Origin of the sequence: Ferrovum sp. JA12 (assembly GCF_001431705.1) — a bacterium.
Taxonomy (GTDB): domain Bacteria; phylum Pseudomonadota; class Gammaproteobacteria; order Burkholderiales; family Ferrovaceae; genus PN-J185.
Genome location: NZ_LJWX01000001.1, coordinates 541,760 through 566,224 on the forward strand (window position 1 = coordinate 541,760; position 24,465 = coordinate 566,224).

The window sequence follows — 24,465 nt, forward strand, 5'->3', positions numbered from 1 at the left end:
ACCATTTAGAATATAACAATAAACATTACTTATAGCGGAGGGCTTCATGGGTGACTTATTCACTATTCAACATTTATTACTTATCTTATTAATTGTGGTATTGGTATTTGGTACGAAGAAGTTACGTAACATTGGATCAGATCTTGGTGGAGCAGTAAAAAGTTTTAAAGAAGGAATGGCTGCTAACGATACCTCAGTCCACACTGAAAAAGATGAGAAAAAACCTCTTGAAGAGATGTCGGCGAATACGGTAAATCAAGATGTAACAAATAAAAATAAAGATCATTCATGATTATCACTCCATGTATTGATCTAATTCATGTTTAATTACAGCTTTTCTGAAATTGCTTTAGTAGCATTAGTTGCTCTGATTGCAATTGGCCCTGAGAGGTTACCACGTGTGGCCCGCGCAGTAGGGATTCTATTCGGACGTTTCAGTCGCTATGCTGCTACGGTAAAGGCCGAGATTGATAATGAGCTAGAAAAAGCGCAGTTGAAAGATATTCAAGAAAAAATTAAGGATGCTCAACAACAAGCGCAAGATGCTTTGTATCAATCCAAGAAAAATGCTGGGGATTTCTTAAATACTCCGTTAGAAGATACTCAACAGAATACCATTCATTTACGTGAGAACAGTGAGATGGTGCTTGATCACACCGATAACATAAAGACGGATATAGCAATTGTTGCTATCGTTGGGGTGGCGGGAGACCCTTACAGCGTCAGAGCAAAGGGCCCTACTAGAAGTCAACCCATTAAGAGTACGCAATATGCATTTTCATTAGATGAAACGCCACCCACGGAGGCAACGTGATAGAAGAAAGTAGTGGCGTCCAAGAGTTTATAACGCATTTAGTAGAACTTCGTACAAGATTAATCAGGGCTGTAGGTTCTGTGTTTGTGGTTTTTTTGTGTCTATTACCTATAGCCAATCGCCTATATACATGGCTCGCCCTGCCGTTATTAAAAAAAATGCCCATGGGAGGGCATATGATTGCAACGGAGGTTACCACTCCTTTTTTTGTACCCATGAAAGTCGCTGGCTTGGTAGCTTTTTTGATTGCACTGCCTTATGTTCTCAGTCAAGTTTGGGGTTTTATTGCCCCGGGCCTATATTCCCATGAGAAAAAACTTGCACTCCCCTTGATTTTTAGTAGTACTTTTTTGTTTTATTGCGGTATGCTTTTTGCTTATTTTGGTGTTTTTCCATTTGTATTTGGATTTATTGCCAATACCGCGCCTCAAGGCGTAGAAATCATGACGGATATTGATAAATATCTTAGTTTTGTAATCAATATGTTTATTGCTTTTGGTTTGGCTTTTGAGACACCGGTGGCTGTTATATTACTAGTTAAATTTGGTATTTTATCTGTGGTGCAGCTACGTGGTGCCAGACGCTATGTTATTGTTGGTGCGTTTATTGTAGGGGCGGTTTTTACTCCCCCAGATGCAATTTCTCAAACTCTTCTTGCGCTACCCTTATGGTTACTATATGAAATAGGTATTATAGCTGCAAGTCGTATGAGTCCCCTTGTTAAGGAGCCGAGTCCTGATCCTCTTGATTCTTAATATGCCCTTTGGGACGCTTGTCAACAAGGAGTTGTAGCATAATGGGTTTGCCATTTCTTAATACTTTAATTGTAGTTTGCGTGTTGGGAGTCAACATAGCCACTTGATTCAACATATCCTGAGAATCATTAATAGGGTGCCCATTGACTTCTATTAAAATATCGCCTGGTTTAGCTCCTGCTTTGTCCGCTGGTCCTTGGCTGAGAATACCAGAAAGTAAAGCTCCTTGAGTATTGGGCAGATGAAAAGAATCTGCTAGTTCAGGGGTTAAATCTTGGGCTTGAACACCAATCCAACCACGAACCACCTCCCCATGTTCAATGATGGCTTGCATGACATTTTTGGCCGTGCTGACGGGGATACTAAAACCAATACCTTGTGAACCACCGGATTTTGAATAAATGGCTGTATTAATCCCAATCAAATCGCCGTTGGCATCTACCAGCGCCCCGCCAGAGTTACCAGGATTAATTGCCGCATCGGTTTGGATAAAGTTTTCAAAGGTATTAAGCCCCAGACGATTGCGACCTAAAGCACTGACAATCCCCATAGTGACTGTTTCACCAACGCCAAAGGGGTTACCAATAGCAATGGCAATATCGCCTACACTTACCTGCGTTGAGGAGCCGTAAGTGATGGGTGATAGATTGTTTAAGTTAATTTTTAATACAGCCAGATCTGTTTCTGGATCAGTTCCCACTACCTCTGCTTTTGCTACACGTCCATCCGAGAGAACTACTTGAATTTCTTGAGCGCCATCGATAACGTGATCATTAGTCAAAATATAACCTTTTGCCATTACAATCACTCCTGATCCAAGACTAAGTTGCTTTTCAGGTTGGCTAGGAAAATTATCGTTAAAAAACTTCTTCAGCTCAGGATTGTTCGGAAAAATTGAGCTATGAGGATTTCCTACTTCTTTAGTGGTAAAAATATTAACCACTGAAGGCATCGCTTTTTTAGCCGCCACACGAAATGAATAAGGGGAGCTGGTTTTATTGTCTTTAGATGACCCTAAGGTGTTTAACACTGTAGTGTGTGTAACCAAATCATTGCGAAATAGGCTTATGATAAAGATAACTGCAAGACACACGGTGACAGATTGCGCAAAAACAAGCCAGAGTTTTTTCATAAATGTATAGATAGCAAGATAAGTTTAGATTGATTCTTAAGTAATTGAATAATTTCCCATATTTTACCAAAAGAAGTTTAAGTATCTTAAGCTGATCTGATAAAATAAAAAAGACATATATTGTATTAGCCTAAATAGGTAATAAGTTATGAAACAAGATAACACCAACTCTGGCAGGCGTCAGTTTCTGGTAAGTGCTACAGTTGCAATGGGGGCCGCAGGAGTAACTGCTATTGCTACTCCCTTATTAAGTAGTATGTTGCCTAGTGCCAAAGCTAAATCCGCTGGGGCACCTGTAGAGGTAGATGTAGCCTCTCTTGAGCCGGGCATGATGATCACTCAAGAATGGCGAGGTCAACCAGTATGGATTGTCTACCGTACGCCACAAATGATGAAGCAGCTCAACAGCAATACGCATTTTTTGGCAGACCCAGATTCAAATAGCTCTGAACAGCCGTCCTATTGCAAAAATATTCAGAGAGCTATGGATAGCCATCCGGAAATTCTCGTGGTGGTAGGTATATGCACCCATTTGGGTTGTTCGCCTGTGAGTAAAATGAAAGTAGGAGCCGCTGATGGAATGGGTGGAGATTGGCCTGGTGGGTTTTTCTGTCCTTGCCATGGTTCTAAATACGATATGTCAGCTAGGGTGTTTAAATCTGTTCCTGCGCCCTTTAATATGAGAATTCCACCATACAAGTATTTGTCCGATAAAAAAATTCTAATCGGTGATGACAAGGGAGAGGCTTGATTATGAAAGCCACATTATCGCAATTGCAACATTGGATAGATGATCGATTTCCACTCACTGCGGTATGGCGCGACCATCTTGCCCAATATTACGCTCCGAAAAACTTTAACTTTTGGTATTACTTTGGTTCATTAGCCACCATTGTACTGGTTATGCAAATCGTAACAGGGATTTTCTTAACGATGAATTATAAGCCTGATGCAAAACTGGCTTTTGCATCCGTGGAATATATCATGCGTGATGTGGATTATGGTTGGCTGATACGTTACATGCATTCCACCGGGGCATCTATGTTTTTTGTAGTAATTTATTTGCATATGACCCGAGGGCTATTATATGGATCTTATAAAAAGCCAAGAGAACTAATTTGGTTATTGGGGATGGCTATTTACTTTTGTTTAATGGCCGAAGCGTTTTTTGGCTATCTATTACCTTGGGGACAAATGTCTTATTGGGGGGCTCAAGTAATCGTTTCATTAATTGATGCCTTAAGTCCACCCTTAGCCTTGTGGATTCGGGGAGATTATGTGATTGCAGATGCAACACTCAATCGATTTTTTGCCTTTCATGTGATAGCTATTCCCTTACTGCTGTGTGTTTTAGTTTTTTTACATATTGTAGCGTTGCATACGGTGGGGTCAAATAATCCAGATGGTATCGAAATAAAAAAAGTAAAAGATCCTAGTACAGGTATTCCTTTAGACGGTATACCCTTTCACCCATATTATACAGTGAAGGATTTAGTGGGGTTGATGGCATTTTTTATTATTTTCTTTGCTATCGTCTTCTTTGCTCCTGAGTTTGGGGGACATTTTTTAGAAGCAAATAATTTTATTCCAGCGGACCCTCTGAAAACCCCTTCACATATTGAACCTGTATGGTACTTCACTCCTTTTTACGCTATCTTAAGAGCAGTACCTCAAAAACAATTAGGCGTGATTGCTATGGGGTTATCAGTGGCAATTTTTTTACTTTTACCTTGGCTTGATAGGGGTATAGTAAAATCTATACGCTACCGTGGAACGCTCTATAAAACATCGTTATATATGTTTTTCTGTGCCTTTCTGGTATTGGGTTATATGGGAACCCAGAATCCAACTATTTGGTATGTCAATCCCGTATCTCGAGTATGTTCTGTCATTTATTTTGGGTTTTTCTTACTCCTGCCTTGGGTTAGTCGTTGGGATAAGACTAAGCCGGTTCCTGAAAGGTTAACTTAATGAGGAATGTCAGTGTAATGTTGAAAAAGTTACCACTTGTTTCTTTGTTGATGCTTCTTAGCGTTTATCAGTTCTCTGCTCAGGCGGAAGAAACGGTACCTTTGCAGCATATTAAAACCAATGGAACGGATTACCCTTCTTTGCAAAGAGGTGCCGAATACTTTATTAACTATTGCGTGACTTGCCATGGTGCCAAATTTGTACGTTACGATGTTTTGGAAAAAATTGGTCTGAATAAAAAACAGATTGAAAAAAATCTAATTTTAACAGGATCAAAAATTAGTGACGACATGGTTGTTGCTTTTAGTTCAAGGGATGCTAAGGAGTGGTTTGGTGTGACTCCCCCGGATTTATCTGTTGAAGCGAGAGTAAGAGGTCCTGATTGGCTTTATTCATATCTTAAAGGATTTTATCAGGACGACTCCCGTCCTTCTGGTTGGAATAACATAGTTTTCCCTAATGTGGCTATGCCTCATGTTTTATATGCCTTACAGGGTACACAAGTTCTCTCAGACCATGCAGACCCTCAGCATTTAACAGCAGAGAGTTTGGTTATAGAAAAACCGGGAAAATTAACTGCCGCAGAGTATAATCAATTCGTCTATGATCTTGTAAACTATATGACTTTTATGGCTGAACCTGCCAGAGAGACTAGAATTCATATGGGTTATGGTGTCATGATTTTCCTAATTTTAGGTTTTGCCCTATCCTTTGCACTTAAAAAAGAGTATTGGAAAGATATACATTAATTAACGCCCAGTAAGAGAATAATTTTTATGATGACATTATATTCAGGCACAACGTGTCCCTTTAGCCATCGTTGCCGTATTGTTTTATATGAGAAGGGCATGGATTTTCAGATCATTGATGTGGATTTGTTTAATAAGCCAGAAGATATTGGCATTATGAACCCTTATAATGAAGTGCCAATTTTAGTTGAAAGAGATTTGATTTTATTTGAATCAAACATTATTAATGAGTATATTGATGAGCGGTTTCCTCACCCACAGCTAATGCCGGCTGATCCTGTCATGCGTGCACGAGCTAGATTATTTCTTTTCCGGTTTGAAAAAGAACTATTTAATCAAGTGTCAATTATTGAAGGCGGAAATGCCAAATTAATTGACAAAGCAAGGGCTGCAGTTCGTGAGAGCCTAGCACAAATAGCGCCGGTATTTATCAAACAGAAGTTCATGCTGGGAGAAGAGTTTTCAATGCTAGACGTTACTATTGCTCCATTACTGTGGCGTTTAGAGCATTATGAAATCACTTTGCCAAAAAATGCAGCGCCTTTACTTAAATATGCTGAAAGACTTTTTGCTAGACAAGCATTTATTGATTCTATGAGTCCCGCTGAAAAAGCTATGAGAAAGTAATTCATGGCTACCTCAACCAAACCCTATATATCGCGAGCCTTATGGGAGTGGTGTTGTGATAATGGATTGACTCCTTTGATTCACGTTGCCGTGAACCCGCAAACACGAGCTCCGGTTCAATTCGTTAAGGATGGTCAAATTGTTTTAAATATTAGCCCTAGTGCAACTCGTGGGTTGCAAATGGGAAATGATTTTATTCAATTTAACGCTCGTTTTGGAGGGGTATCCCAGGAGGTAAGTGTTCCTTGGGGAGCGGTTATGGGTTTATATGCTAAGGAAACTGGTGAGGGCATGTTTTTCGAGATGGAGGCAGATGACTCTGTACCTGATGAAGTGGCTACGGGCCTTGAAGAGCCTTCAATCATAGAGACAGAATCTTTACCAAGTAATAAAAAATCTAGGCCTAACCTGACAATCATAAAGTAATCGGGTAGAATAAGACGCCTAAATGCCGGCATAGCTCAGATGGTAGAGCAGCTGATTTGTAATCAGAAGGTCGTGAGTTCGATTCTTACTGTCGGCACCATTAAAGAGTTTTTCTCAGTTCAAAACAGTTCATTTTAGACCTTAAGTTATTAATTAATAATAATTTTATTGTTTATTCCAGTTCTACACAGTTCCAATTAGTTCGTTTGCAACCGTAATAATATGATGGTATAAGTGTTGGTATCTATGTTTTTTTAATTACGATACCAACAAATGCTAAACGACATCAAAATCAAGGCAGCCAAACCCGCTGATAAAGATTACAAACTATCAGATGAAAAAGGTTTGTATCTTTTTATCAAATCTACAGGCTCCAAACTTTGGCGAGTTGCCTATCGATTCGATGGCAAACAAAAAACACTTTCACTCGGCACTTACCCTGTAGTTACCTTAGCTGACGCTCGTGCAAAGCAGTTGGAAGCACGCAAGCTGCTCGATAGGGGTATTGATCCATCCGAAGCAAAAAAGACTGCTAAAACAGCGCGAATAGACGCGTTGACCAACTCCTTTGAAGCTATAGCGCGTGAATGGGTACTTGTGGCCAAGCAAGGAAAAGTAGCAAGCTACCAGCACAATACAATGCGCCGCCTTGAAATACACTTATTGCCATGGCTCGGTAAAAAGCCTATTGATACCATCACACCAATGGAGGTTTTAGCTTGTATTAAACGCATTTGTGACGGTAATAAAGTCGAGACTGGCCACAAAGTACTAAACATCGCTAGCCAAGTTTTCAGATATGCCAAGCAACATGGAAAGTGTCAAAATAACCCTGCCAGTGATTTATCTAGCGCTCTGCCTCAGCCGCAAGTTAAACATATGGCGAGCCTAATCGAACCCAAACAAGTGGCAGAATTGTTGCGCGCGATTGATGGATTTACTGGCACTTTTGTGGTGAGGCAAGCATTGCGATTGGCACCCTTGGTGTTTGTTCGTCCAGGTGAGCTACGCAAAGCAAAATGGGTCGATATTGATTTAGATGCCGGTACATGGAAGTATCTAGTTACCAAAACTAAAACAGATCACCTAGTACCGCTATCAAAACAAGCTGTCGAAATTCTGCGTGATTTGTTTCCAGTGACCGGGAGCCGTGAGTACGTTTTCAACAATGGCCATGATCCTAAGCGAGCAATGTCTGAAGCAGCAATTAATGCTGCCTTAAAACGCATGGGTTACAACACGCAAACTGAAATTACGGGGCATGGCTTTAGAGCAATGGCAAGAACTATTTTGCACGAACGACTGAATTTTGATCCGCATATCATTGAACACCAACTCGCGCATAGTGTGCCAGACACGCTAGGAACAGCTTATAACCGCACAAAATTTATTGAACAACGCACAACAATGATGCAACAGTGGGCTGATTATCTGGGTGAGCTGAAGGTTAAAAAGTTAATTTAAGTATTTTCTTTTTAATTGAAAATAACTCGTTCTTCCTGTCAGCTATCCTTCGTTTTTATCGCATCCTTTTTAGCTTGGGTTACTTGTGGGTTTGTTTGAGAGCTACTCACGGAGCCGCAAATTATCCACTCAGTAAAATTTGGTATCCACTGACATATGGCTATTACCATTTCTAAAGTTGGCTCAATTGTTTTATGAAAAAGTTTCTCCCAATCTTCTGATGGGATGTTGTTGTTGCTTATTTTTTTGGATAAGTATTCAAATAAATAATCTGCATCACTGGGGCCGTAAACTCGGATTACCCAATTCAAACGATCGGCAAGAGTTAATGGGGTGGATGATAATGGCTTACTGTCGCTACGCAGAAGAAGAGCAGATGACTCCGGCTTGAAGGAACACCAAAAACCAACCATTTCTTGTGTAGCTTCTTGCTTTGCGTAGTAGAAATTTTTCCAACTGTACGCACTAATTCCACTTTTCATTTCGAGCTCACTAAATCGCCCACGATTTTTAAAAGTGTTAACAATCAGCCCTCTTAAGATTACGCTAACATTTTTATCTATCAGAAATTCCTCAACATATTCAGGCGCTCCGCCTGAATATAGCTGGTCATCTGAATAGTTTTCTAGCCAGAATTTAATGATTTCTTGTGTCGCTTCTTGCTTTTTGTAGAAAAAATTTTGCCACTTGGTTGCAGAAATACCGCTTTTAGACTCTAGTTCTTTAAATTTAGCTCTAGTAGAAAATGTTGCAAATCGCTGCCCAATAAATTCTCGAATTTTTTCGCTAACTTTTTCATTGATTTTAAATTTCTTCACTTTTTCTCGCTTTTTTACTTGCATGGTGAATCTATACCGTTGTATAGTTTAATCCATACATCATACCGGATGGATCCAAGTGGTTCAATAGCTCAATTTTGAACACTTAAAATATGAAAGGCAAAAAATGAACAGCGCACAAATAGTTACGCTTCCTCAGTTGCAGGAAATTGTACCATTTTCAAAGACCAAAATTTACGCACTAATAAAGGAAAATGGTTTCCCTGCGGCTTTACATATCGAGGGCGGTCGGAAGTCCTTCTGGAGGACTACAGACGTCAAGAATTGGCTAGATGCAAATTTAAAATAATCTGCCGCAAAATAATGAGTAGCTTTAGTGTTCGCAAGTCTAGTAAGAGAGAGGCTTTCTCCATTGTGCAGGATGCGCTCTTAGAACATCCTACCTTAAGCTTAAATGCACGTACTGTGCTAGCTTGGATGTTAGGCCGTCCTGATGGGTGGGTAATTCAAATTAAATACATGCTGGACAAACTACACATAACTGATAACGTTTGGCGAACTGTGAAGAAAGATTTGATACAAGGCGGTTTTTTTAGTCAAACTCGCTTTAAGAATGAAAATGGAACATTTACTTGGGTACAAGAAGCTACGGACGAACCTCTATACCTAGCCACAAAAAACCATCCGTTAAAAACCACGGATGGATCACCCACATATGGTAAACAACAAATAAAACAAGATATATATAAACAAAATAACTTTACCATCCCTCCTACCAAAGCCTTCCTCCCTCAACAAGCCATGGATGTGGATAACGCATCTTCTGAAAATCTTACTTTTGAACTAGATTTGAGCGTAAGCCACCATTTGAAAAAAATATTGGGACTAAGCAAAACCTTACTCGTTGAAATTACCAGTCAGAAACTTGCAGATGCTCTCGAAACTAGTTTACGACTAGGTGAAGCCACAGGCAACAAAGTAAGGTTTCCGAACAAGGTACTTGATTACCTCAAAACACTATCACCAGAAATCCTTGAGGAGAGAGGGCAGCCCATTGTCGTCGAGAGAGAGAAGAAAAAAATATTTGCTGAAAGACAGCATGTGATTGCATACAGTTTTCAGCAGAAGCCAGACATTGAAGCGCGGGCGAAAGGTTATCGCATACTTCAAAAAGTAAGAAGCGACAGGCAGCAAAAAGCGCTTAAATCAGTATGAGATTATAACTACTTGAATAACTGATGGTAATGCCTGAAAGTGGGGCTTCGTAAAGTTTTGTGTATTAGAAGTTTGAAGAAGATTTTAGTTAAATTTCAAATATGTTGATTTGACGTATTTTGAGGTGCCCCGTTTGCTTGATTGTTGAGTTTGAGTTTCCTGCAGCAGACCTTTATGATCGACACTTTCGGCCGAGGTTGTGTCAAAACGCCAGAGTCAATGAATTGTAATATTGTTCTGTAGTAAAACCAGTAATTGTTTAGATCGAAGTTTGTTAGTCAACTTTGGCACAAAGTAAGGCCACAGGCCCTATGAAGCCATCGCCTTCATCAATGCCACACTTCCCATGATATTCATCACGCGTTTCATGTTGTATGCCAGAATGTGTAAACTCATTTCCGTACTGACATGTGACTTGGTTTTCATCAAGAAGTGCGAAGCACCCATCCAGTGCTTCAAGGTGCCAAAGGTGTGTTCTATGGTGCAACGCCTAATCTTCATGGCATCAGGCATGCTTTCTAGATTCACTTGCATTTTATCTAGGACTGCTTCATTTTCCCAACGCTTAATCCGTCTTTGATCGCTGGTAGTGCAACTAGACTTTAGTGTGCAATGCTTACAGTTAGAACTCCAGTATGTGGTGAGATTTTTACCAGACTCCAACGAACGGTAGCGTTCTATCAGCAATTCCCCTGCTGGGCATTGGTAGGTATTACTCTTGGGATCGTACACAAAGTGGCGTTTATCAAATAAACCATTGGCTTTGTTGCCTGAGGTTAAGCACTTCGGCATGATCGGCGTAATTCCGTTCTCAACACAAGCCGCCACTTCCTCACCCTTGTAGTAGCCTTTATCCGCTACCACCGTCAGTGCCTCTTGTTGCAATGCGTCCTTGGCCTGCTTACCCATGTTCGCTAATTGCGTCCGATCATGACCAGCCGTCGTTACTTCATGTGCCACGATGAGATGATGTTGCGTATCCACTGCGGCTTGAACGTTATAGCCAACGATGCCACCGCCACGATGTTGCATGGAGCGTGCATCAGGGTCCGTTTGTGAGAGCTGTTTATCTGGAGATGACTGCACCTCAGATTCAATCGTTTCCAATGCTTTCATCTGTGCTTGGAACATAGCGATTCGTTCAGTCAATCGTACTTGATGGGGTGTTGATTGCTTAGGGGAGCTAATATCAGCGGCTTCTAAATCATCCAGGTATTGTTGGATGTTCTTCTCCACTTCTTGCATGCGACTTTTAATCTTGGCTTGTGTGTAGTTATTATCAGAGCTGTTGACGGCTTTGAACTTGCTGCCATCAATGGCAATCATGGAATCAGCAAATAAATTCAAACGACGGCACAGTTCTACAAACTGGCTGCACACTTTGCGTATGGCAGGGCCATTCTCATTCCTGAATCTGGCAATGGTTTTAAAATCAGGATTAAGTCTTGCAATCAACCACATGAGCTCGACATTGCGGTTAGCTTCAACTTCCAGGCGTCTGCTGGATTGAATGCGGTTGAGGTATCCGTAAATGTAGAGTTTGAGCATGGCAGCAGGATGATAAGACGGACGACCCGTCTGAGCTGGGTTCACACCTACAAACCCTAATTCCGATAATGCTAACTGATCTACAAAGACATCAATCACGCGTACTGGGTTATCTTCTGCTATATATTCATCCAGCAACTCTGGAAGCAGAGTACTTTGTGTTCTATCTTGACCTTGTATAAATCGTTTCATATTTAAATAAAAACAATGTAATCAGATGGTTACATTATACAATATCTAGATTAATGTGGTTATTTCAGATTGAATTTATAGGTGTTTTGACACAGGCTCGGCCCATAGCGGTCTCTCAACTAAATTAGTTCGATCCCAGATCGAGGAGGCAATCTGGCACGCAGATTAGTACTTTTTCTATTCAAGTTCAAGACTTCTAAGGTTCACAATTTGAATTATCTAAGCCAGCCTGTTAGGCTACGAACTATACGTATCTATAGTCCCCCGTGTTATGTAAACGGAGGAAGGCTCTTATCTGCTAATACGAGACATAAACCAGTAAGTCACACAAGGAGTTGGGAGCTGCTATGAAGATTCAAATCGTTCGTGTCAAAAACTTTCGCACATTGAAAGATGTGACGATCCCATTCGACTCTGTCACGACTTTCATTGGGCCGAATGGTGCTGGCAAGTCAACTGTACTTCGTGCTCTCGACTGGTTCTTTAACGGAAAACCTAGTTCATTGACTGAGAATGACTGTTCCTTTGGGGCGATTGAAGAAGACATTGAAGTCCAGGTTACATTCGCTGATCTCACCGAAAAGGATCGCGAAGCACTTGGCAAATATGCTCCGGATGGCGTTGTGACATTCACTGCATGGAAGCGTCGGTCACCTGATGGTTCCGATATGCTCTCTGCCAATGCAAAGGGCTTTCCAGATTTTAACGCAATCAAGGCAGCAAACGGTGCGACTGCGAAGAAAGATTTGTACGCCCAGCTCCGGCAAGACACCCCAGATTTGAATCTTCCAGTGGCCAACACCGGCGCTGCTGTTGAACAGGCAATGACGGCATGGGAGGCATCTCACACGGACCAACTTGTCGATGCTCCTGAAGCCTTGCAGACCAATTTTTTTGGATTCAATAGTGGCGGTAAGATGAGTGGTCTCTTCGACTTTGTCTTGGTCACTGCCGACCTTCGCGCAAGTGAGGAGTCGATCGACGGTAAGTCTAGCATCATCGGCCGAATACTTGAGCGTTCAATCGATCGTGCCGCTGCCGATGAGGAGATTGCGAAAATTGTAGAGGAGTCACGTGCGAAGCAGCAGAAAGTCTATGAAGAGAAGTTCAAAGAGCAGCTTGATGCCATTACCACGCAGCTCAACGAGGTCGTTGCATCCTATGCACCTGGTCGGGCGGTCACGGTTTCTCCGGCCGATGTGGAACTCAAAGCTCCTCGCACGACATTCGATGTGACGGTGCTGGACGGTACAACCCAGACTGCTGTAGAACGACAGGGGCACGGCTTTCAGCGTACTCTTCTAATCTCAGCCCTCCAGCTATTGGCACAGTCGGGCTCAGCTTCAGCAGAGGGTGTCATTTGCTTGGCTATTGAAGAACCCGAGCTTTTTCAGCATCCGATCCAGGCGCATGCTTTTGCGAAGGTACTCAGGTCACTTGCCGAGGATACAGGTAAACGTATTCAAGTAACTTATGCGACTCATAGTCCCTACTTCCTCGAGGCTAGGCATTTTGATCAGGTCAGACGTCTCACAAGATCGTCTGACGAGACTCCGGTGGTAACTGTCCACTTTGCCACCATTGAGGATGTGAAGACGAAACTAGATGGGACAGTTGATGCTGGCCAGATTGGCCGTCAACTCGATGGCATCGTCACCAGTCGCCTCTCGGTTGCGTTGTTCGCAGCGCGTGTGCTGCTAGTCGAGGGGGATACAGAGGTCGCAGTATTCTATGGGATTGGTGATCGAGATGCCATGGGTCGCCTTGAATCTCAGGGGTTGTCTATTGTTTCTGCAGGTGGTAAAGGTGGAATTCCGCTAGCTCATGCCATCCTTACTTGCCTAGGAATTCCGACTTATGTGGTCTTCGATGGTGATGGCGGTTTCGAGGGGCGAGCTAAAGCTGTGGGCAAGAAACAGGCTGTTATAGACAATGAGCGTACGAACTATTCGACTGAAAATCGTCGGCTGTTGAGATATCTAGGCGAAATTGAGATTGATTTCCCACTGGAGCAAGTCACAGATTGTGTAGCAACATTGAGCGACCACCTTGAGGCCTACCTTGAAGCTAATTGGGCGGAATGGGCAATATCATGTGCGGAGATTGAGAGCGCTGCCGGAATCGAATTCGCAAAGAACCAATACGCTTACCGAACAGCAACAATCGAGGCAAAAGGAACTGTTCCAGAGATGCTCAAGCAAATTTTAATGAAAGCTGGAGGAGTTTAAAAATGCATGAGATTATCTGCCCGCATTGTAGGAAAGCATTCAAGATTGATGAGGCCGGGTACGCTGACATCCTTAAGCAAGTTCGTGATGGCGACTTCGAGAAACAATTGCATGAGCGACTTGAGCTGGCCGAACAGGATAAGAGAAACGCAGTCGAACTCGCCAAAGCCAACGTTATCAGTGAATCTCAGAAGGCTGTCTCTGCGAAGGACAGAGAAATTCAGGAGCTGATGGCTAGGCTAGATGCCGGCGAGGTTGCGCGGAAGCTAGCTGTATCTGAGGCGCTAAGCGCAGTAGAAAAAGAGCGCGACGCACTTGCTAACGAACTTGAGCAAGCGAAGCATGATAAGCAAGTTACTTCAATGTTAGCTGAGGCAAAGCATGTGAACGAATTGCAGAAAGCCGCTGTAACAAAGGATACAGAAATTCAGGAGCTAAAGGCAAAGATCGACGCTAGCAATATCTCACAAAAACTCGCTATAACCGAGGCAGTAAATGTAGTCGAAAAAGAACGCGACGAACTGAAAAATGGCTTGCAACGGGTAGAACTTGAAAAGCATCTCGCAGAAAAATCTCTGAAAGAAAAGTACGAGACGCAGATTAAGGATCGAGATGATGCAATTGAGCGCCTTCGGGACTTGAAGGCCAAGCTATCGACCAAGATGGTCGGTGAAACCCTTGAACAGCACTGTGAGACCGAGTTCAACCGAATTCGTGCCACTGCATTTCCGAGATCGTACTTCGAGAAAGACAATGATGCGCGAGCCGGCAGTAAAGGTGACTACATCTTCCGCGACTCAGATGAAGAGGGCACCGAAATCGTCTCGATCATGTTCGAGATGAAGAATGAGAGTGACGAAACTGCTACCAAAAAGAAGAATGAAGACTTCCTGAAGGAACTCGACAAGGATCGTATAGAAAAGAAGTGCGAGTACGCGGTTCTGATTTCCCTGCTCGAACCTGATAGCGAGCTATATAACACTGGTATTATCGATATGTCCCATCGATACTCGAAGATGTACATCGTCCGACCCCAGTTTTTTATACCAATCATCACATTGCTGCGGAATGCTGCAATGAACTCACTTAAGTACAAATCAGAACTTGCTCTTGTTAGAGCGCAGAACATCGACATCACGAACTTTGAAAACAATCTCGAGGCATTCAAGAACTCATTCGCGAGGAACTACGACCTTGCATCCAACAGCTTTAAAAAGGCGATTGAGGAGATCGATAAATCAATCGACCACTTGCAGAAAACCAAGGACGCTCTGCTCGGTACCGATCGGAACCTTCGTCTTGCGAACGACAAGGCGCAAGACGTGACAATCAAAAAACTGACTCGGGGCAACCCGACGATGGCAGCCAAGTTCTCCGAGCTCAAGGAGGGTAGTTCTTCCGATACAGATTGAGGTAGGATATTCATTCCCGTGGGGATTTCTTAAAAGAGCAGGTCGGCATAGTAAGAGTCGGTAGCCCCTCCTAAAGGTTATCATTCTTTTAGCCAAGCGGATTTTTCGCTATGATTAAACTGCGTTTATTCAAAACAGAGAAATTATCAAAATCCAGTTACCAGATTTGGCCAGACTGGTGAGCCTGTGATGGCTCGAACGAATGATTGTATATGGACTCCTCCTCTTTTGCAAACAATCCGATTTTGGCTTGTTGGTGCGACTGCTCACGTATATCCGGTCTCTTAATACCGCATTTCATTTGAAATGCACGACCCTGATGGGCTATTCGCGCACAGGCTCCCCATTGCTTTGACGGGCTATGATGCCACAGACATTCTCGGGTCTTTCCTGTGCCGGTTCGACCTGTTGGCCATCACGCGGTTTGTTTTGCAATCCTAATATTGATCACTTTCTGTCAAACTTTACCTTGTTAAGCTGAGGCTAACTCTGGTTGGTAATCTAAGCCTTTACGTATCATCGCCCATGCAATCCTGACGGTTTTGTTCGCCATCGCCACCGCGGCTATATTCGGATGACGGTTATTCGCAATACGCATCACCCATTGACTCAAATGATCTTCTTTATGCTTAGCCATTTGGATCATTGAACGTGCGCCATGTACCAGCAAACATCGTACGTAGGAATCGCCCCGTTTACTAATACCAAGCAGTTTGCTCTTTCCACCTGAGCTCATTTGTTTTGGTGTTAATCCTAAAGACGCAGCCATCTGACGTCCATTGTTAAACTGGGAAGCATCACCTACTGTCGCCAATAATGCGGTTGCAATCATTGGACCAACGCCTCTCAACTGCTGTAGGCGTTTTGCCACAGGATCATTAGCTGCAAGTACTTCAATTTCTTGATCAAGCGCTTTGATGCGTTGATCCAGAATTAACAAGTCATGCCATACACCATGTAATAATCGACGGAAGCGATCACTTAAGCCATTATCCAGCTCTTCCAACCAATAAGGGATTGCCGAACGTAAGTGACATATTTCTCTAGGCGCAACCAAACCATATTCTGAAACCAAGCCGCGTATTTGGTTGGATTTAGCTTTACGTTGATCCATCAACTCTGCACGAATACGATGTGTGGCCTGAATGTCTTGTTGTTCGGTGTTCTTGATATTGACAAAACGCATATGAGGTCGGCTCATGGCTTCGCAAATCGCCTCTGCGTCATTCATATCATTCTTGTTACTTTTTACATAAGGTTTAACAAACTGCGGTGCTATTAATCTAACAACAAATCCCTTGGATTGAAGCAGCCGCGCCCAATGATGCGCTCCACCACAAGCTTCCATTCCAATCACGCATCCTGGCTCGACTTTTTCCAATAGCACCTTGATCCATTCATTACGATTCAGCTTACGTTGCCAAACAGTTTTGTCGTCTCGATCAACACCGTGAAGCTGAAAAACATCCTTTGCCAAATCTACGCCAACTCGTACAATTCTCATGATGAACTCCCTTTCTCTAACTGGTTGTGTGGAAACTCCAGTTTGACACTTCGGTGCCCTTTCGGGGAGGGGGAGTCCATCCCATTGCTTTGGGCAGTTTTTTGCCCTTTGACCTACTAAATAGCTTGCCGTAAAGCAGACAGTCAAAAAGTAGAATCAACATTATTTTACGAAGTTTAATTAGCTTGTAGCATTACCTAATAATTAGCGAATACACAAAACTTTACGAATACCCGAATTACTCAGGTAGTTTTCCAGTGCCAACATACTTAAATAGCTCGTAGTTCATCTTTACAAAATTAGCTCCTGTTTCAGTTTCTATTCTTGATATAGGTTTTACCCACTTAATTCTGAATATTCTATCCTTTACTGATTCAAGGTAAGCTTCCCCATTATGATCCACGACTTCTAATTGTTTCCCATACAATCGCTCGTCCTTTGATAGCATAAGCCCTGGAATGGCTGGATGCTCCAATTGTCCATCCATATAGACTTCTTCAGGCACGCCATCCCGTCGCTCTAGCGGCTTGACTGGCAGTAACGCTAAGCAGTGCAAACCTTCATTCGGTGAGGAGGTCGTTGTGTGGCGCATGCCAGCTGAAGTCACAGGTACGACTTTTTCCGTATCATTCTTGTCTTGGTTGGCTTCAGTAAATTGTCGTATGATTTCGGTCATCTCATCTATCAGTTGCGCATTCTTATTTCTTTTCTCCATCAGTTGATCTTCAAAGTATTGCTCTACCATCGAACAGTCCAGACTGAGATCGCATTGTTCAAGCAGATCGGCGATCTGCTTGAACGAATAACCAGCATTTCTTAGTTTGAGTATATGGGGAAAGTACACTTCAAATGTCGATCGTAGCAATTGATCGTCGCCAACAGTGTGCTGGCTGGTATCAACAAATATTTGTTTGGATTTATTAATGTCAAAATTCATGGCAGCCTATAAAACTATAAATGTTTCTTGATTAATATAAGCGGCGGGCGAGCCACTGCAGATTGTTCTTTTATTAGCTCATGTGCTGCGCGCAATTCCATATCCTCTTCAGTATTTTTTACAAATTGATTCATGATTTATATCTAAAATATATTTAAAAAATTCCACTAATTCTTTGCCATGCCGCATACAAACTTAGAATAAACAGCGCTGGCAGAGCAATAAATAGAAAGAAATATATAAAAGCTTTGTCAATTCCATATGCTAAAAGCTGCATGAAACTCTTTACCTTACTGTCTGGCCAGCCTTGCAATCTATCTTCAGCTGGTAGCGTTTTGAATAAAAAGTCGAAAGTTCTATCCCTAAAATCTGTGTATTTCATTTTTAATCCTTAGTCAGAATGGTGTGTGTTAATGCTCACATGCGTTGTTGCTTGCTCTTTCGCAACGTGGTCGTTCAGTTTAGAAAGGTGATCTCTGAATGTTGGTTTATTCGATTGCCCCATATTTTGATCGGTAGAGCTCGGCGCACCACCAATTCCAGCAGCTTGACCAGATCCACTAGGTGAAGCCGATTGACCAGGTAAAGGTCTGACATTAGACGATCCAGTAGTTATGGGGGACGCAGACGATTGCGTAACTCCTGTTAAAGGTGATGACTCTGGTTTTGGATTGTTTCCTATAGATGAAGGGTGATTTCGCATCTCTTGTAAAGACATTTGTGGGGATTTTTTTGGGGAAATTGGGGCGTCTCCTACCACTGGAGAATCAAAGCCACGAGTTCCAGATGAAGAAGCATCTGATACAGATCCGGAATTTCCCAAACTTTTCATGAAGTCACTCATTGTCTGACCGGCTTTTGTCGCCGAGTCAGCCACTGCACCAGCACCAGATCCTGCAGCAGCACCTAAAGCCGCTCCTGCCGCAGCCGCAGAAGCCACATCAGCTGTACCCATATTTGTACTACCGCCAGCCAGAGAGGCAGCAATTGAGTCCGATTTCCACACAAGATATACGATGACAGGGAACGAACATAACATCGCAAAAATAACCTTTATTATTGAGCCCCAATCAAATGGATTGCCCCATGAAAAACTATCTAGCTGTACGCCAGCGACATCAATGATCTTGCCGAAAGCAGAATAAACAATTCCAAGTAAAATTATTCGATACACCAAAGAGATTAAAGATTTGAATGGTGCAATGCCCTGATCTTTTAAAGCATTCAATCCAAGGAAAGAAAAACTCAGTGGTGACATCATTACAATTAAACCTAATTCTAATTGCAGCATAATGAGTTTTATTGCCATAAACATTCCTGCTCCGAAGACAGTAAATAAGATCACTACCAGCACACTACCGATAGAGCTATTTCCAACCCCTGCTATTGATGTGCCAGTCGCGGCTATTCCAATTAAAATAGAAGAGCATAGGCTAAGTGTGGCAGTAATGACTGAACCTGGGCTAGGTAAATTAGGCGCAAATTTAGTCAATACACCATTACCTACAGAGTCAATGTATTCAGGTCCATTTTTTAAAACATAGATACAAAAACTGAACCACATCAAACTGCCTAAAAATTTTGCCCAAAAAGAGGTCAAATCACCCTCACTTTTTAGTACGTGGAGGTTTGTCACTACAAATTGTATGGACATGAGTGATCCGAGCCAGATCAGCGCCTGCGGCATGATGGATGCACTTGCGAGTTTAATCGCCTCATTAACAGTATTAACTATTGAAATATCTGGTGTATCGGCAGCATGTGCGACTTTGAAAGAAAATAACAAAATTAAAAATATGAGAGTTTTCATTTTTTCACCAATCTTCCAAACGCAGATCCACCATTTAAATCTTCAGTTCCATCTTTAAATAAGGTGAATGGAAATCCATGAATTTTTATAGCATCACCGTCGATAAGGTATGGACTCTCATCCAGTTTCATACCGTTTCTGCTCTCAATAACTGTGCCATTTTTGAAGGTGTAACTTGATTTAGTAAAATCACTAACGTATGTACCGTCTAGCTTAGAGCTATCGAGCTTAGATCCGCATGCGGACAGTGAAAGTAGAATGGATAACAAAAATATCTTTTTCATAATAAAAAACCTTTCAGATAAATAACTGTTTATTGGAACAAATCCCATTTTTTGTAAGTTTTTTGGGATGTATCAAGTTTTGGCAGTTCCTTTGGTTTAATTGCCAAAAATCCCTTTTGAATGGCAGAATCACCATCTACAGCGGCTTGAGCCTTGGCATTTTGCCCAGCCATATAGTTGCTAGTAGCAATATTTTGGGTAGCAATCAGATCCTGGAGCTTCTGCATCTGTTGGACTTGCATTACATTGATCTCACTCATAGTTTGAACGGCAGCAACTGTGCCTTGGCTAGTTTGTGTCTTGTTAAACAAAGCAGTTAAAGCCTCAGTATCTGATGCGAAAGAATCTCGGTGCATACCAGCAGAACGCATTGCTGCACCCAGTGTGTCTTGGCTTGCTGTTGTCCAAGTTTTGAATTTTTCTGAAAAATTCCCATCCAGCGGATTTTTAAATTCTTTAGTAAAGTTCTCATCAATCTTAGCCATAGAACCACCAATGGATTGCCCTGACTGCATGATGCTGCCAATACCATTCATTAGCCGTGAAACGTCCGAGCTCATGATGCTGGTGGGATTCAATTCCAAATTCCGCAACTGAGCTTGGTATTCCTGCAACTGGGTTGTATATTGATCCACTTGCTTAGCGTACTGGGCAGCAAGCTGAATCCTGTTTAATACCTGAGTCCATTCAGTAGCACAATTTGCGCAGAAAACTGCATAAGCAGGATTATTAGCATTAGTCATTACTGCCAGCAGTGCGAGTGTTAAAAGACGCTTTTTCATTTAGCTTTCCTTTCCTTATATTTAAAAATTCCATATAGCGCTAATGGTGACAAAAATACTGACAGGCCCGCTCTTGTAATAAGTTCTAAGTGATTTTTGAGTGGAGAAAGAGCAATGAAAATTACAAACATAATTCCAATTATTCTTAACTTGCCCTTAATTTCTTCAAGTTCTTTATCTACAACTTTCACTTCATCTTTCATTTGAATCTCCTTAGTAAATTAGCCGAAAATATTGCCGTATTTTTTAACGAAAACAGCTTTTTGATACTCGACTTCTGTGGTCATGATTTGAATCATTTCAGTTTTAGAAATATTGGTTTGTCCCTGAAGCGCTGGGAAGTATTCCGAACTTTGCTGCAGCACTGAATCAGGAACAATTCCATGTGGATATTGGATTTCGCATGGCATGCTTGCGAGAAGTTTTTGCTTATCCGTTTTTGGCAGTCTGTATTGCAATTGCGTTGGTGTTAAAATATTTGTAGCCATGTGTGATCTCCTGGTTAGATTGCCTTGGTCAGCTGTGCCTGGTCGTTGTCGCGATTGGGTACAGCGCTTTTGACTCTTAAATTCTGGATAACATCTCGCGTTCACGAAGTTCAGGTAAAGCTTTATAGATTTGACCTGGTAAGATTTGATGTGTGATCGCGGCTGCGCCAATGGATGCATTGTCAACAAGCACATCACGACATGCAGCTACCGTTCTAATCGATATTTTTGTATTGACTATTGCTCGTTGGAAATCAGCTTCCGTCCATGAGGTTGAGGCTTTTTTGGGCTTTACGAGTTTCAGTCGATTTTCTTGGTTTTTCTGAAAATACAAAGTAGCCTGACTGACGATAACGCCAACGGTTATTCCCACTGTGGCAGCACCAAACGCTGAAAGATGTATAGCTTGTGCGCCAAATCCGAAACCAAAGGATAGTCCTGCAATAAGCACTGTTTGCAAGGATGAAATTGGGTTTGATGGCAAATAGGTTGATTGCATTGAGTATGTTTTAACGTCAACGCGCTGTTTAGATAAATCATTTAACAATCTTATGGTGGGTAATAAAGCCTCATCCATTGCTTTTGGTAATTGTTGTATTTTTTGGTGGAGTTGCCCGACTTCACCAATCCATTCAGCGACAAGCCCATCAAAATGATCTGGTTTTTTATCAAGCATGGCTACTCACCTTTTTGGTAGCTTCTGCCTGTAAAGGTTTTCCCATAACTGCTTTGAATGCACGATCAAAATCTGCTACTAGAGAGGTAGCCATCATTTTGTTGGTTTTCATCCATGAGTAATATGCGATAGCTTCTTTTACCTTGGGATCATCCTTTTTAGGATGCGCATCAATTATTTGTTGTGTCCAATTTGTTTTGTCTAAATTGATACTCTCAACAGTGTTGTCCGTGTTTTTAATGCGCTCAAACAACCCCGTTTTGTAGATAACTGCTGAAGTATTTATTACAAAATTTTTATGTTCTTCATGGTATGCAAATAAGTCGGCAAATATCTTTTCCAATTTTGCACCGACAGGAACCATGTTAAATATCATTTTTATTTTTTCTGCTGGGACACCCATGTTTTGCAAGAAATCAATTGTCAGGGCAGTATCCTCAGACTTACCATCAGGGCTGTGTGGCACAATAAACAAATCAAATTCATCCACAGAACCATGAAACTCAGTGAATAATGCTTTGATTTTTTTTGAGTCGGTGCTGCCAATGTCAACAATAATGTCATGCCCCACAATGTTGGTAGCTAGGTATTCAATCAGCCAAGCCCACTCTTCAGACGTAGCCTCAATTTCTTTACTGCCTGCAATTTTTCCAGGGATTGAGTTGTCCGACTCTACATAAATTACTTCAGTGCCTTTTGGCAATCGTGGGTAAACCACTTCGTTACAAGCTGTAGATTTACCCACATTCCCATTCAAATTCAATACGACAGATCTCATTTTATTATCCTTAATTAATTTGGTGCTTTTGGTTTAGTTTTCCCAAATCCTGGGAGGCTTGTTTTATTGATTAAATCTACATCTTCAATTCTGTTAATTGCCGCGTCTTTATTGGGTTTTTCTGAGTTCAGAGTTGGATAACTAACATTTTTGTGCTCAATTTTTTTTGATTTTTCTACTACTGGTATTACTTCTGCAGCTGACTTAATGATTAAGGCATCGATGACTCGCTCTTTTTTGATTCTGTGAAGTGCATGTTTGAAAGTATCAATATCAAAAATAAGTCCATTTTTTGCTAAAGCATTTACCAAAACTTTATTACTCGCACCTGCGGCTTTTGCTTCCATCACCCAATCGTAATAATCACGTAATCGGGCGGTCTTATTTCGTCGGCTCCCACCTGTAACTTCTATCAATGCAGCTTTGACGTTATCTCGTTCCGTATTCATTTTTTAATTAGTTTGCTTTCGTTGTATATCGATTTATTCCTGAAATATGACTATATAAGTTACGTTGTAACTACTGTATTATCTATATATAATATAAATATGTATTTAGAAGTTACAATATGAGAGGTTAAATTATTATGCTTTTTGATGGGTTGTCGATTTCATTCAAGGTTTTTGCTGAAAGCTTAAAAACAACATGGATGGAAAGTGTTCCTTATATAAGCTGCTTCAAAACAGATATTGTTTATTCGATTTATTTATCTGGAAAACTCGCAAATGAATTACCAAAAAAGGTAATTAAACAAAGCTTCAATGAGAGTTATTTGAAGCCAATTGCTACAGAGTTGAATATAAGTTTAAGAAAAGCAGCGAAACTAATGGCATTACGCAATGCTTGGGTTGCCAATTTCCAAGAGCGAGAGTTACCAAAAATTTCATTTACTCAACTTAGGTCGCAACTGAATAGCGAAATTGCAATTGATTATGTGGTTTTAACATCCAATAATTGGGTCCAACATCCGTGGATTGAGGATCAAATTGAGCAAGAAGATTCTGAAGATTTACTTTGCGTAAAACCTTATACGCCTGAAGAACTAGCGACACACAATGAATTCTCGAAGATGGAATTTGAGAGGAAAATACAGAATATAGAGTTCTGTACTAATTTATTTAGGTCACAAAATGGCTCTTATAAATCAATGCTTGAGGCAGATGCAGATGCTGCGAAACATGATGTTAAGCGTGCCGAAAAAAGGATATTAGAGCTACAGGACGAGTTGGCCGGACAAGAAAATATTATCAGAGCAGCAAAAAAAGTAATTCGAAAGTTCAGGGATACCGACAGGCTATTAAATAATAGGCTACCTGGACGTCAAGAAAAAACAGAAGAGGAATTAAAGCGCATTGAAATTGCGAAACGATTCGTTTCACAATGGGTTATTTCTTTAAAAAATGTTTTAGAGGTGAATAATTGTAGTGAGCTTGCCAATGCGATTGGTAGCCAAAGAATGATATTAGGGCGGTGGGAAAATAAGAAAGCACTTCCAACAATCAGCTCTCTAAGAACAATCTCTAATAACAAAATTCAGTTTGGAAAATATGCAGGTACAGGTACCAAACTTTATGAAGTACAAACAACACCTTCTCTAAGCAATTTAGTGAATCTGATCGAATTTGTATAAATAGTTTGAAAACCACGGAATCCATATTCCGTGATACTCCTATGTATTCCGTGTTCTTCTCCTTTTATAACAATGTCTTCCTGACTTTATAAATACAATTCCTACATTGCAAACAGAGGCACGACAGTCAATGTTTACAAAAATCTACGATTTTTGAAACTTTGACCTGTGCTAAGGGGATATTCCCCTTAACCCCTTACGCTCCACACCACCTTTAGGGTGTGTTTCGCTAGGTACCATCCTTGTGCGGATGGACGTGGGCAA

28 protein-coding genes and 1 tRNA gene are annotated in these 24,465 nt (G+C 41.5%); 15 read left to right on the forward strand and 14 right to left on the reverse strand.

Going from position 1 to position 24,465, the window contains the following annotated elements; genetic code table 11:
• Window positions 1-46 precede the first annotated feature (46 nt).
• From tatA to tatC, 3 genes are read left to right on the forward strand one after another with little or no spacing between them, the layout of a single operon-like run.
• The gene (tatA, locus tag FERRO_RS02920) at window positions 47-292 is read left to right on the forward strand and encodes a Sec-independent protein translocase subunit TatA (RefSeq protein ID WP_056929359.1); all 246 of its coding nucleotides are present in this window, start codon (window positions 47-49) and stop codon (window positions 290-292) included.
• Window positions 293-319: 27 nt separating this feature from the next.
• Window positions 320-814, forward strand: a complete 495-nt coding sequence (tatB, locus tag FERRO_RS02925) for a Sec-independent protein translocase protein TatB (protein WP_056929360.1) — start codon at window positions 320-322, stop codon at window positions 812-814.
• A complete protein-coding gene (gene tatC / locus FERRO_RS02930; RefSeq protein ID WP_204374727.1) occupies window positions 811-1,569 on the forward strand; it encodes a twin-arginine translocase subunit TatC in 759 nt (252 codons plus the stop codon). The genes tatB and tatC overlap by 4 nt, the downstream gene beginning before the upstream one ends.
• Here the strand turns inward: tatC and FERRO_RS02935 are convergent.
• Window positions 1,535-2,701 (reverse strand): Do family serine endopeptidase, encoded by a 1,167-nt coding sequence (locus FERRO_RS02935; protein WP_056929361.1) that lies wholly within the window; start codon window positions 2,699-2,701, stop codon window positions 1,535-1,537. The two genes, tatC and FERRO_RS02935, sit on opposite strands and share 35 nt — an antisense overlap.
• 148 nt (window positions 2,702-2,849) lie before the next feature.
• Between FERRO_RS02935 and petA the strand changes: the two genes are divergently transcribed.
• From petA to FERRO_RS02970, 7 genes are all read left to right on the forward strand, one after another.
• A complete protein-coding gene (gene petA, locus FERRO_RS02940) occupies window positions 2,850-3,452 on the forward strand; it encodes a ubiquinol-cytochrome c reductase iron-sulfur subunit (protein ID WP_056929362.1) in 603 nt (200 codons plus the stop codon).
• 2 nt (window positions 3,453-3,454) lie between these two features.
• Entirely contained in the window at window positions 3,455-4,672 is a 1,218-nt protein-coding gene (locus FERRO_RS02945; protein ID WP_056929363.1) for a cytochrome b, read from the forward strand.
• 17 nt (window positions 4,673-4,689) lie between these two features.
• Complete coding sequence (locus FERRO_RS02950) at window positions 4,690-5,421, forward strand: cytochrome c1 (protein ID WP_082601158.1); 732 nt, start codon at window positions 4,690-4,692, stop codon at window positions 5,419-5,421.
• Between the two features lie 27 nt (window positions 5,422-5,448).
• Complete coding sequence (locus FERRO_RS02955) at window positions 5,449-6,048, forward strand: glutathione S-transferase N-terminal domain-containing protein (RefSeq protein ID WP_082601159.1); 600 nt, start codon at window positions 5,449-5,451, stop codon at window positions 6,046-6,048.
• 3 nt (window positions 6,049-6,051) lie between these two features.
• Window positions 6,052-6,474 carry a ClpXP protease specificity-enhancing factor gene (locus FERRO_RS02960; protein ID WP_056929366.1) on the forward strand — a complete coding sequence of 141 codons (423 nt, stop codon included), beginning with the start codon at window positions 6,052-6,054 and terminating at the stop codon, window positions 6,472-6,474.
• A 24-nt stretch (window positions 6,475-6,498) separates the two neighbouring features.
• A tRNA-Thr gene (locus FERRO_RS02965) sits at window positions 6,499-6,574 on the forward strand.
• Between the two features lie 173 nt (window positions 6,575-6,747).
• Entirely contained in the window at window positions 6,748-7,938 is a 1,191-nt protein-coding gene (locus FERRO_RS02970) for a tyrosine-type recombinase/integrase (protein ID WP_056929367.1), read from the forward strand.
• A 38-nt stretch (window positions 7,939-7,976) separates the two neighbouring features.
• On the opposite strand, the gene FERRO_RS02975 is transcribed toward FERRO_RS02970, so the two are convergent.
• The gene (locus FERRO_RS02975; RefSeq protein ID WP_056929368.1) at window positions 7,977-8,780 is read right to left on the reverse strand and encodes a hypothetical protein; all 804 of its coding nucleotides are present in this window, start codon (window positions 8,778-8,780) and stop codon (window positions 7,977-7,979) included.
• 103 nt (window positions 8,781-8,883) lie between these two features.
• On the opposite strand from FERRO_RS02975, the gene FERRO_RS10625 reads away from it, so the two are divergent.
• Both FERRO_RS10625 and FERRO_RS02985 read left to right on the forward strand, forming a co-directional pair.
• Window positions 8,884-9,066 carry a helix-turn-helix transcriptional regulator gene (locus FERRO_RS10625; RefSeq protein ID WP_056929369.1) on the forward strand — a complete coding sequence of 61 codons (183 nt, stop codon included), beginning with the start codon at window positions 8,884-8,886 and terminating at the stop codon, window positions 9,064-9,066.
• A 14-nt stretch (window positions 9,067-9,080) separates the two neighbouring features.
• Window positions 9,081-9,932, forward strand: a complete 852-nt coding sequence (locus FERRO_RS02985; protein WP_056929370.1) for a hypothetical protein — start codon at window positions 9,081-9,083, stop codon at window positions 9,930-9,932.
• 309 nt (window positions 9,933-10,241) lie between these two features.
• Here FERRO_RS02985 and FERRO_RS02990 read toward each other — a convergent pair whose 3' ends face one another.
• A complete protein-coding gene (locus tag FERRO_RS02990) occupies window positions 10,242-11,672 on the reverse strand; it encodes an IS1182 family transposase (RefSeq protein ID WP_056929371.1) in 1,431 nt (476 codons plus the stop codon).
• Window positions 11,673-12,019: 347 nt separating this feature from the next.
• Here FERRO_RS02990 and FERRO_RS02995 point away from each other — a divergent pair, with 347 nt between their 5' ends.
• Window positions 12,020-13,900 (forward strand): ATP-dependent nuclease, encoded by a 1,881-nt coding sequence (locus tag FERRO_RS02995; protein ID WP_056929372.1) that lies wholly within the window; start codon window positions 12,020-12,022, stop codon window positions 13,898-13,900.
• A gap of 2 nt (window positions 13,901-13,902) precedes the next feature.
• Window positions 13,903-15,312, forward strand: a complete 1,410-nt coding sequence (locus tag FERRO_RS03000) for a DUF2130 domain-containing protein (protein WP_056929373.1) — start codon at window positions 13,903-13,905, stop codon at window positions 15,310-15,312.
• Window positions 15,313-15,784: 472 nt separating this feature from the next.
• Here FERRO_RS03000 and FERRO_RS03005 read toward each other — a convergent pair whose 3' ends face one another.
• The 11 genes from FERRO_RS03005 to FERRO_RS03055 form a co-directional block, all read right to left on the reverse strand.
• Window positions 15,785-16,816, reverse strand: coding sequence for an IS110 family transposase (locus FERRO_RS03005; RefSeq protein WP_056929374.1), 1,032 nt, complete (start codon window positions 16,814-16,816; stop codon window positions 15,785-15,787).
• Between the two features lie 238 nt (window positions 16,817-17,054).
• Window positions 17,055-17,753, reverse strand: a complete 699-nt coding sequence (locus tag FERRO_RS03010; protein WP_056929375.1) for a hypothetical protein — start codon at window positions 17,751-17,753, stop codon at window positions 17,055-17,057.
• 154 nt (window positions 17,754-17,907) lie between these two features.
• Window positions 17,908-18,135 (reverse strand): hypothetical protein, encoded by a 228-nt coding sequence (locus tag FERRO_RS03015; RefSeq protein WP_056929376.1) that lies wholly within the window; start codon window positions 18,133-18,135, stop codon window positions 17,908-17,910.
• A 9-nt stretch (window positions 18,136-18,144) separates the two neighbouring features.
• The gene (locus tag FERRO_RS03020) at window positions 18,145-19,563 is read right to left on the reverse strand and encodes a hypothetical protein (protein WP_056929377.1); all 1,419 of its coding nucleotides are present in this window, start codon (window positions 19,561-19,563) and stop codon (window positions 18,145-18,147) included.
• Window positions 19,560-19,847 (reverse strand): hypothetical protein, encoded by a 288-nt coding sequence (locus FERRO_RS03025; protein ID WP_056929378.1) that lies wholly within the window; start codon window positions 19,845-19,847, stop codon window positions 19,560-19,562. The genes FERRO_RS03020 and FERRO_RS03025 overlap by 4 nt, the downstream gene beginning before the upstream one ends.
• Before the next feature lie 29 nt (window positions 19,848-19,876).
• A complete protein-coding gene (gene trbJ, locus FERRO_RS03030) occupies window positions 19,877-20,629 on the reverse strand; it encodes a P-type conjugative transfer protein TrbJ (RefSeq protein WP_056929379.1) in 753 nt (250 codons plus the stop codon).
• Window positions 20,626-20,832 carry a hypothetical protein gene (locus tag FERRO_RS03035; RefSeq protein WP_056929380.1) on the reverse strand — a complete coding sequence of 69 codons (207 nt, stop codon included), beginning with the start codon at window positions 20,830-20,832 and terminating at the stop codon, window positions 20,626-20,628. Before FERRO_RS03035 ends, trbJ begins: the two co-directional genes overlap by 4 nt.
• Window positions 20,833-20,850: 18 nt before the next feature.
• Window positions 20,851-21,117 (reverse strand): hypothetical protein, encoded by a 267-nt coding sequence (locus tag FERRO_RS03040; RefSeq protein ID WP_056929381.1) that lies wholly within the window; start codon window positions 21,115-21,117, stop codon window positions 20,851-20,853.
• 76 nt (window positions 21,118-21,193) lie between these two features.
• On the reverse strand, window positions 21,194-21,793 hold the full coding sequence (locus FERRO_RS03045) for a hypothetical protein (RefSeq protein WP_056929382.1): 600 nt from the start codon (window positions 21,791-21,793) through the stop codon (window positions 21,194-21,196).
• On the reverse strand, window positions 21,786-22,571 hold the full coding sequence (locus FERRO_RS03050; protein ID WP_056929383.1) for a hypothetical protein: 786 nt from the start codon (window positions 22,569-22,571) through the stop codon (window positions 21,786-21,788). The genes FERRO_RS03045 and FERRO_RS03050 overlap by 8 nt, the downstream gene beginning before the upstream one ends.
• A 14-nt stretch (window positions 22,572-22,585) precedes the next feature.
• The gene (locus tag FERRO_RS03055; protein ID WP_056929384.1) at window positions 22,586-23,020 is read right to left on the reverse strand and encodes a hypothetical protein; all 435 of its coding nucleotides are present in this window, start codon (window positions 23,018-23,020) and stop codon (window positions 22,586-22,588) included.
• Window positions 23,021-23,157: 137 nt separating this feature from the next.
• Between FERRO_RS03055 and FERRO_RS03060 the strand changes: the two genes are divergently transcribed.
• The gene (locus FERRO_RS03060; protein WP_056929385.1) at window positions 23,158-24,201 is read left to right on the forward strand and encodes a hypothetical protein; all 1,044 of its coding nucleotides are present in this window, start codon (window positions 23,158-23,160) and stop codon (window positions 24,199-24,201) included.
• Window positions 24,202-24,465 lie beyond the last annotated feature (264 nt).

Coding starts and splice junctions, on each gene's coding strand:
- tatA (WP_056929359.1), top strand. CDS start 47: ATGGGTGACTTATTCACTATTCAACATTTATTACTTATCTTATTAATT.
- tatB (WP_056929360.1), top strand. CDS start 320: ATGTTTAATTACAGCTTTTCTGAAATTGCTTTAGTAGCATTAGTTGCT.
- FERRO_RS02935 (WP_056929361.1), bottom strand. CDS start 2,701: ATGAAAAAACTCTGGCTTGTTTTTGCGCAATCTGTCACCGTGTGTCTT.
- petA (WP_056929362.1), top strand. CDS start 2,850: ATGAAACAAGATAACACCAACTCTGGCAGGCGTCAGTTTCTGGTAAGT.
- FERRO_RS02945 (WP_056929363.1), top strand. CDS start 3,455: ATGAAAGCCACATTATCGCAATTGCAACATTGGATAGATGATCGATTT.
- FERRO_RS02950 (WP_082601158.1), top strand. CDS start 4,690: ATGTTGAAAAAGTTACCACTTGTTTCTTTGTTGATGCTTCTTAGCGTT.
- FERRO_RS02955 (WP_082601159.1), top strand. CDS start 5,449: ATGATGACATTATATTCAGGCACAACGTGTCCCTTTAGCCATCGTTGC.
- FERRO_RS02960 (WP_056929366.1), top strand. CDS start 6,052: ATGGCTACCTCAACCAAACCCTATATATCGCGAGCCTTATGGGAGTGG.
- FERRO_RS02970 (WP_056929367.1), top strand. CDS start 6,748: ATGCTAAACGACATCAAAATCAAGGCAGCCAAACCCGCTGATAAAGAT.
- FERRO_RS02975 (WP_056929368.1), bottom strand. CDS start 8,780: ATGCAAGTAAAAAAGCGAGAAAAAGTGAAGAAATTTAAAATCAATGAA.
- FERRO_RS10625 (WP_056929369.1), top strand. CDS start 8,884: ATGAACAGCGCACAAATAGTTACGCTTCCTCAGTTGCAGGAAATTGTA.
- FERRO_RS02985 (WP_056929370.1), top strand. CDS start 9,081: ATGAGTAGCTTTAGTGTTCGCAAGTCTAGTAAGAGAGAGGCTTTCTCC.
- FERRO_RS02990 (WP_056929371.1), bottom strand. CDS start 11,672: ATGAAACGATTTATACAAGGTCAAGATAGAACACAAAGTACTCTGCTT.
- FERRO_RS02995 (WP_056929372.1), top strand. CDS start 12,020: ATGAAGATTCAAATCGTTCGTGTCAAAAACTTTCGCACATTGAAAGAT.
- FERRO_RS03000 (WP_056929373.1), top strand. CDS start 13,903: ATGCATGAGATTATCTGCCCGCATTGTAGGAAAGCATTCAAGATTGAT.
- FERRO_RS03005 (WP_056929374.1), bottom strand. CDS start 16,816: ATGAGAATTGTACGAGTTGGCGTAGATTTGGCAAAGGATGTTTTTCAG.
- FERRO_RS03010 (WP_056929375.1), bottom strand. CDS start 17,753: ATGAATTTTGACATTAATAAATCCAAACAAATATTTGTTGATACCAGC.
- FERRO_RS03015 (WP_056929376.1), bottom strand. CDS start 18,135: ATGAAATACACAGATTTTAGGGATAGAACTTTCGACTTTTTATTCAAA.
- FERRO_RS03020 (WP_056929377.1), bottom strand. CDS start 19,563: ATGAAAACTCTCATATTTTTAATTTTGTTATTTTCTTTCAAAGTCGCA.
- FERRO_RS03025 (WP_056929378.1), bottom strand. CDS start 19,847: ATGAAAAAGATATTTTTGTTATCCATTCTACTTTCACTGTCCGCATGC.
- trbJ (WP_056929379.1), bottom strand. CDS start 20,629: ATGAAAAAGCGTCTTTTAACACTCGCACTGCTGGCAGTAATGACTAAT.
- FERRO_RS03035 (WP_056929380.1), bottom strand. CDS start 20,832: ATGAAAGATGAAGTGAAAGTTGTAGATAAAGAACTTGAAGAAATTAAG.
- FERRO_RS03040 (WP_056929381.1), bottom strand. CDS start 21,117: ATGGCTACAAATATTTTAACACCAACGCAATTGCAATACAGACTGCCA.
- FERRO_RS03045 (WP_056929382.1), bottom strand. CDS start 21,793: ATGCTTGATAAAAAACCAGATCATTTTGATGGGCTTGTCGCTGAATGG.
- FERRO_RS03050 (WP_056929383.1), bottom strand. CDS start 22,571: ATGAGATCTGTCGTATTGAATTTGAATGGGAATGTGGGTAAATCTACA.
- FERRO_RS03055 (WP_056929384.1), bottom strand. CDS start 23,020: ATGAATACGGAACGAGATAACGTCAAAGCTGCATTGATAGAAGTTACA.
- FERRO_RS03060 (WP_056929385.1), top strand. CDS start 23,158: ATGCTTTTTGATGGGTTGTCGATTTCATTCAAGGTTTTTGCTGAAAGC.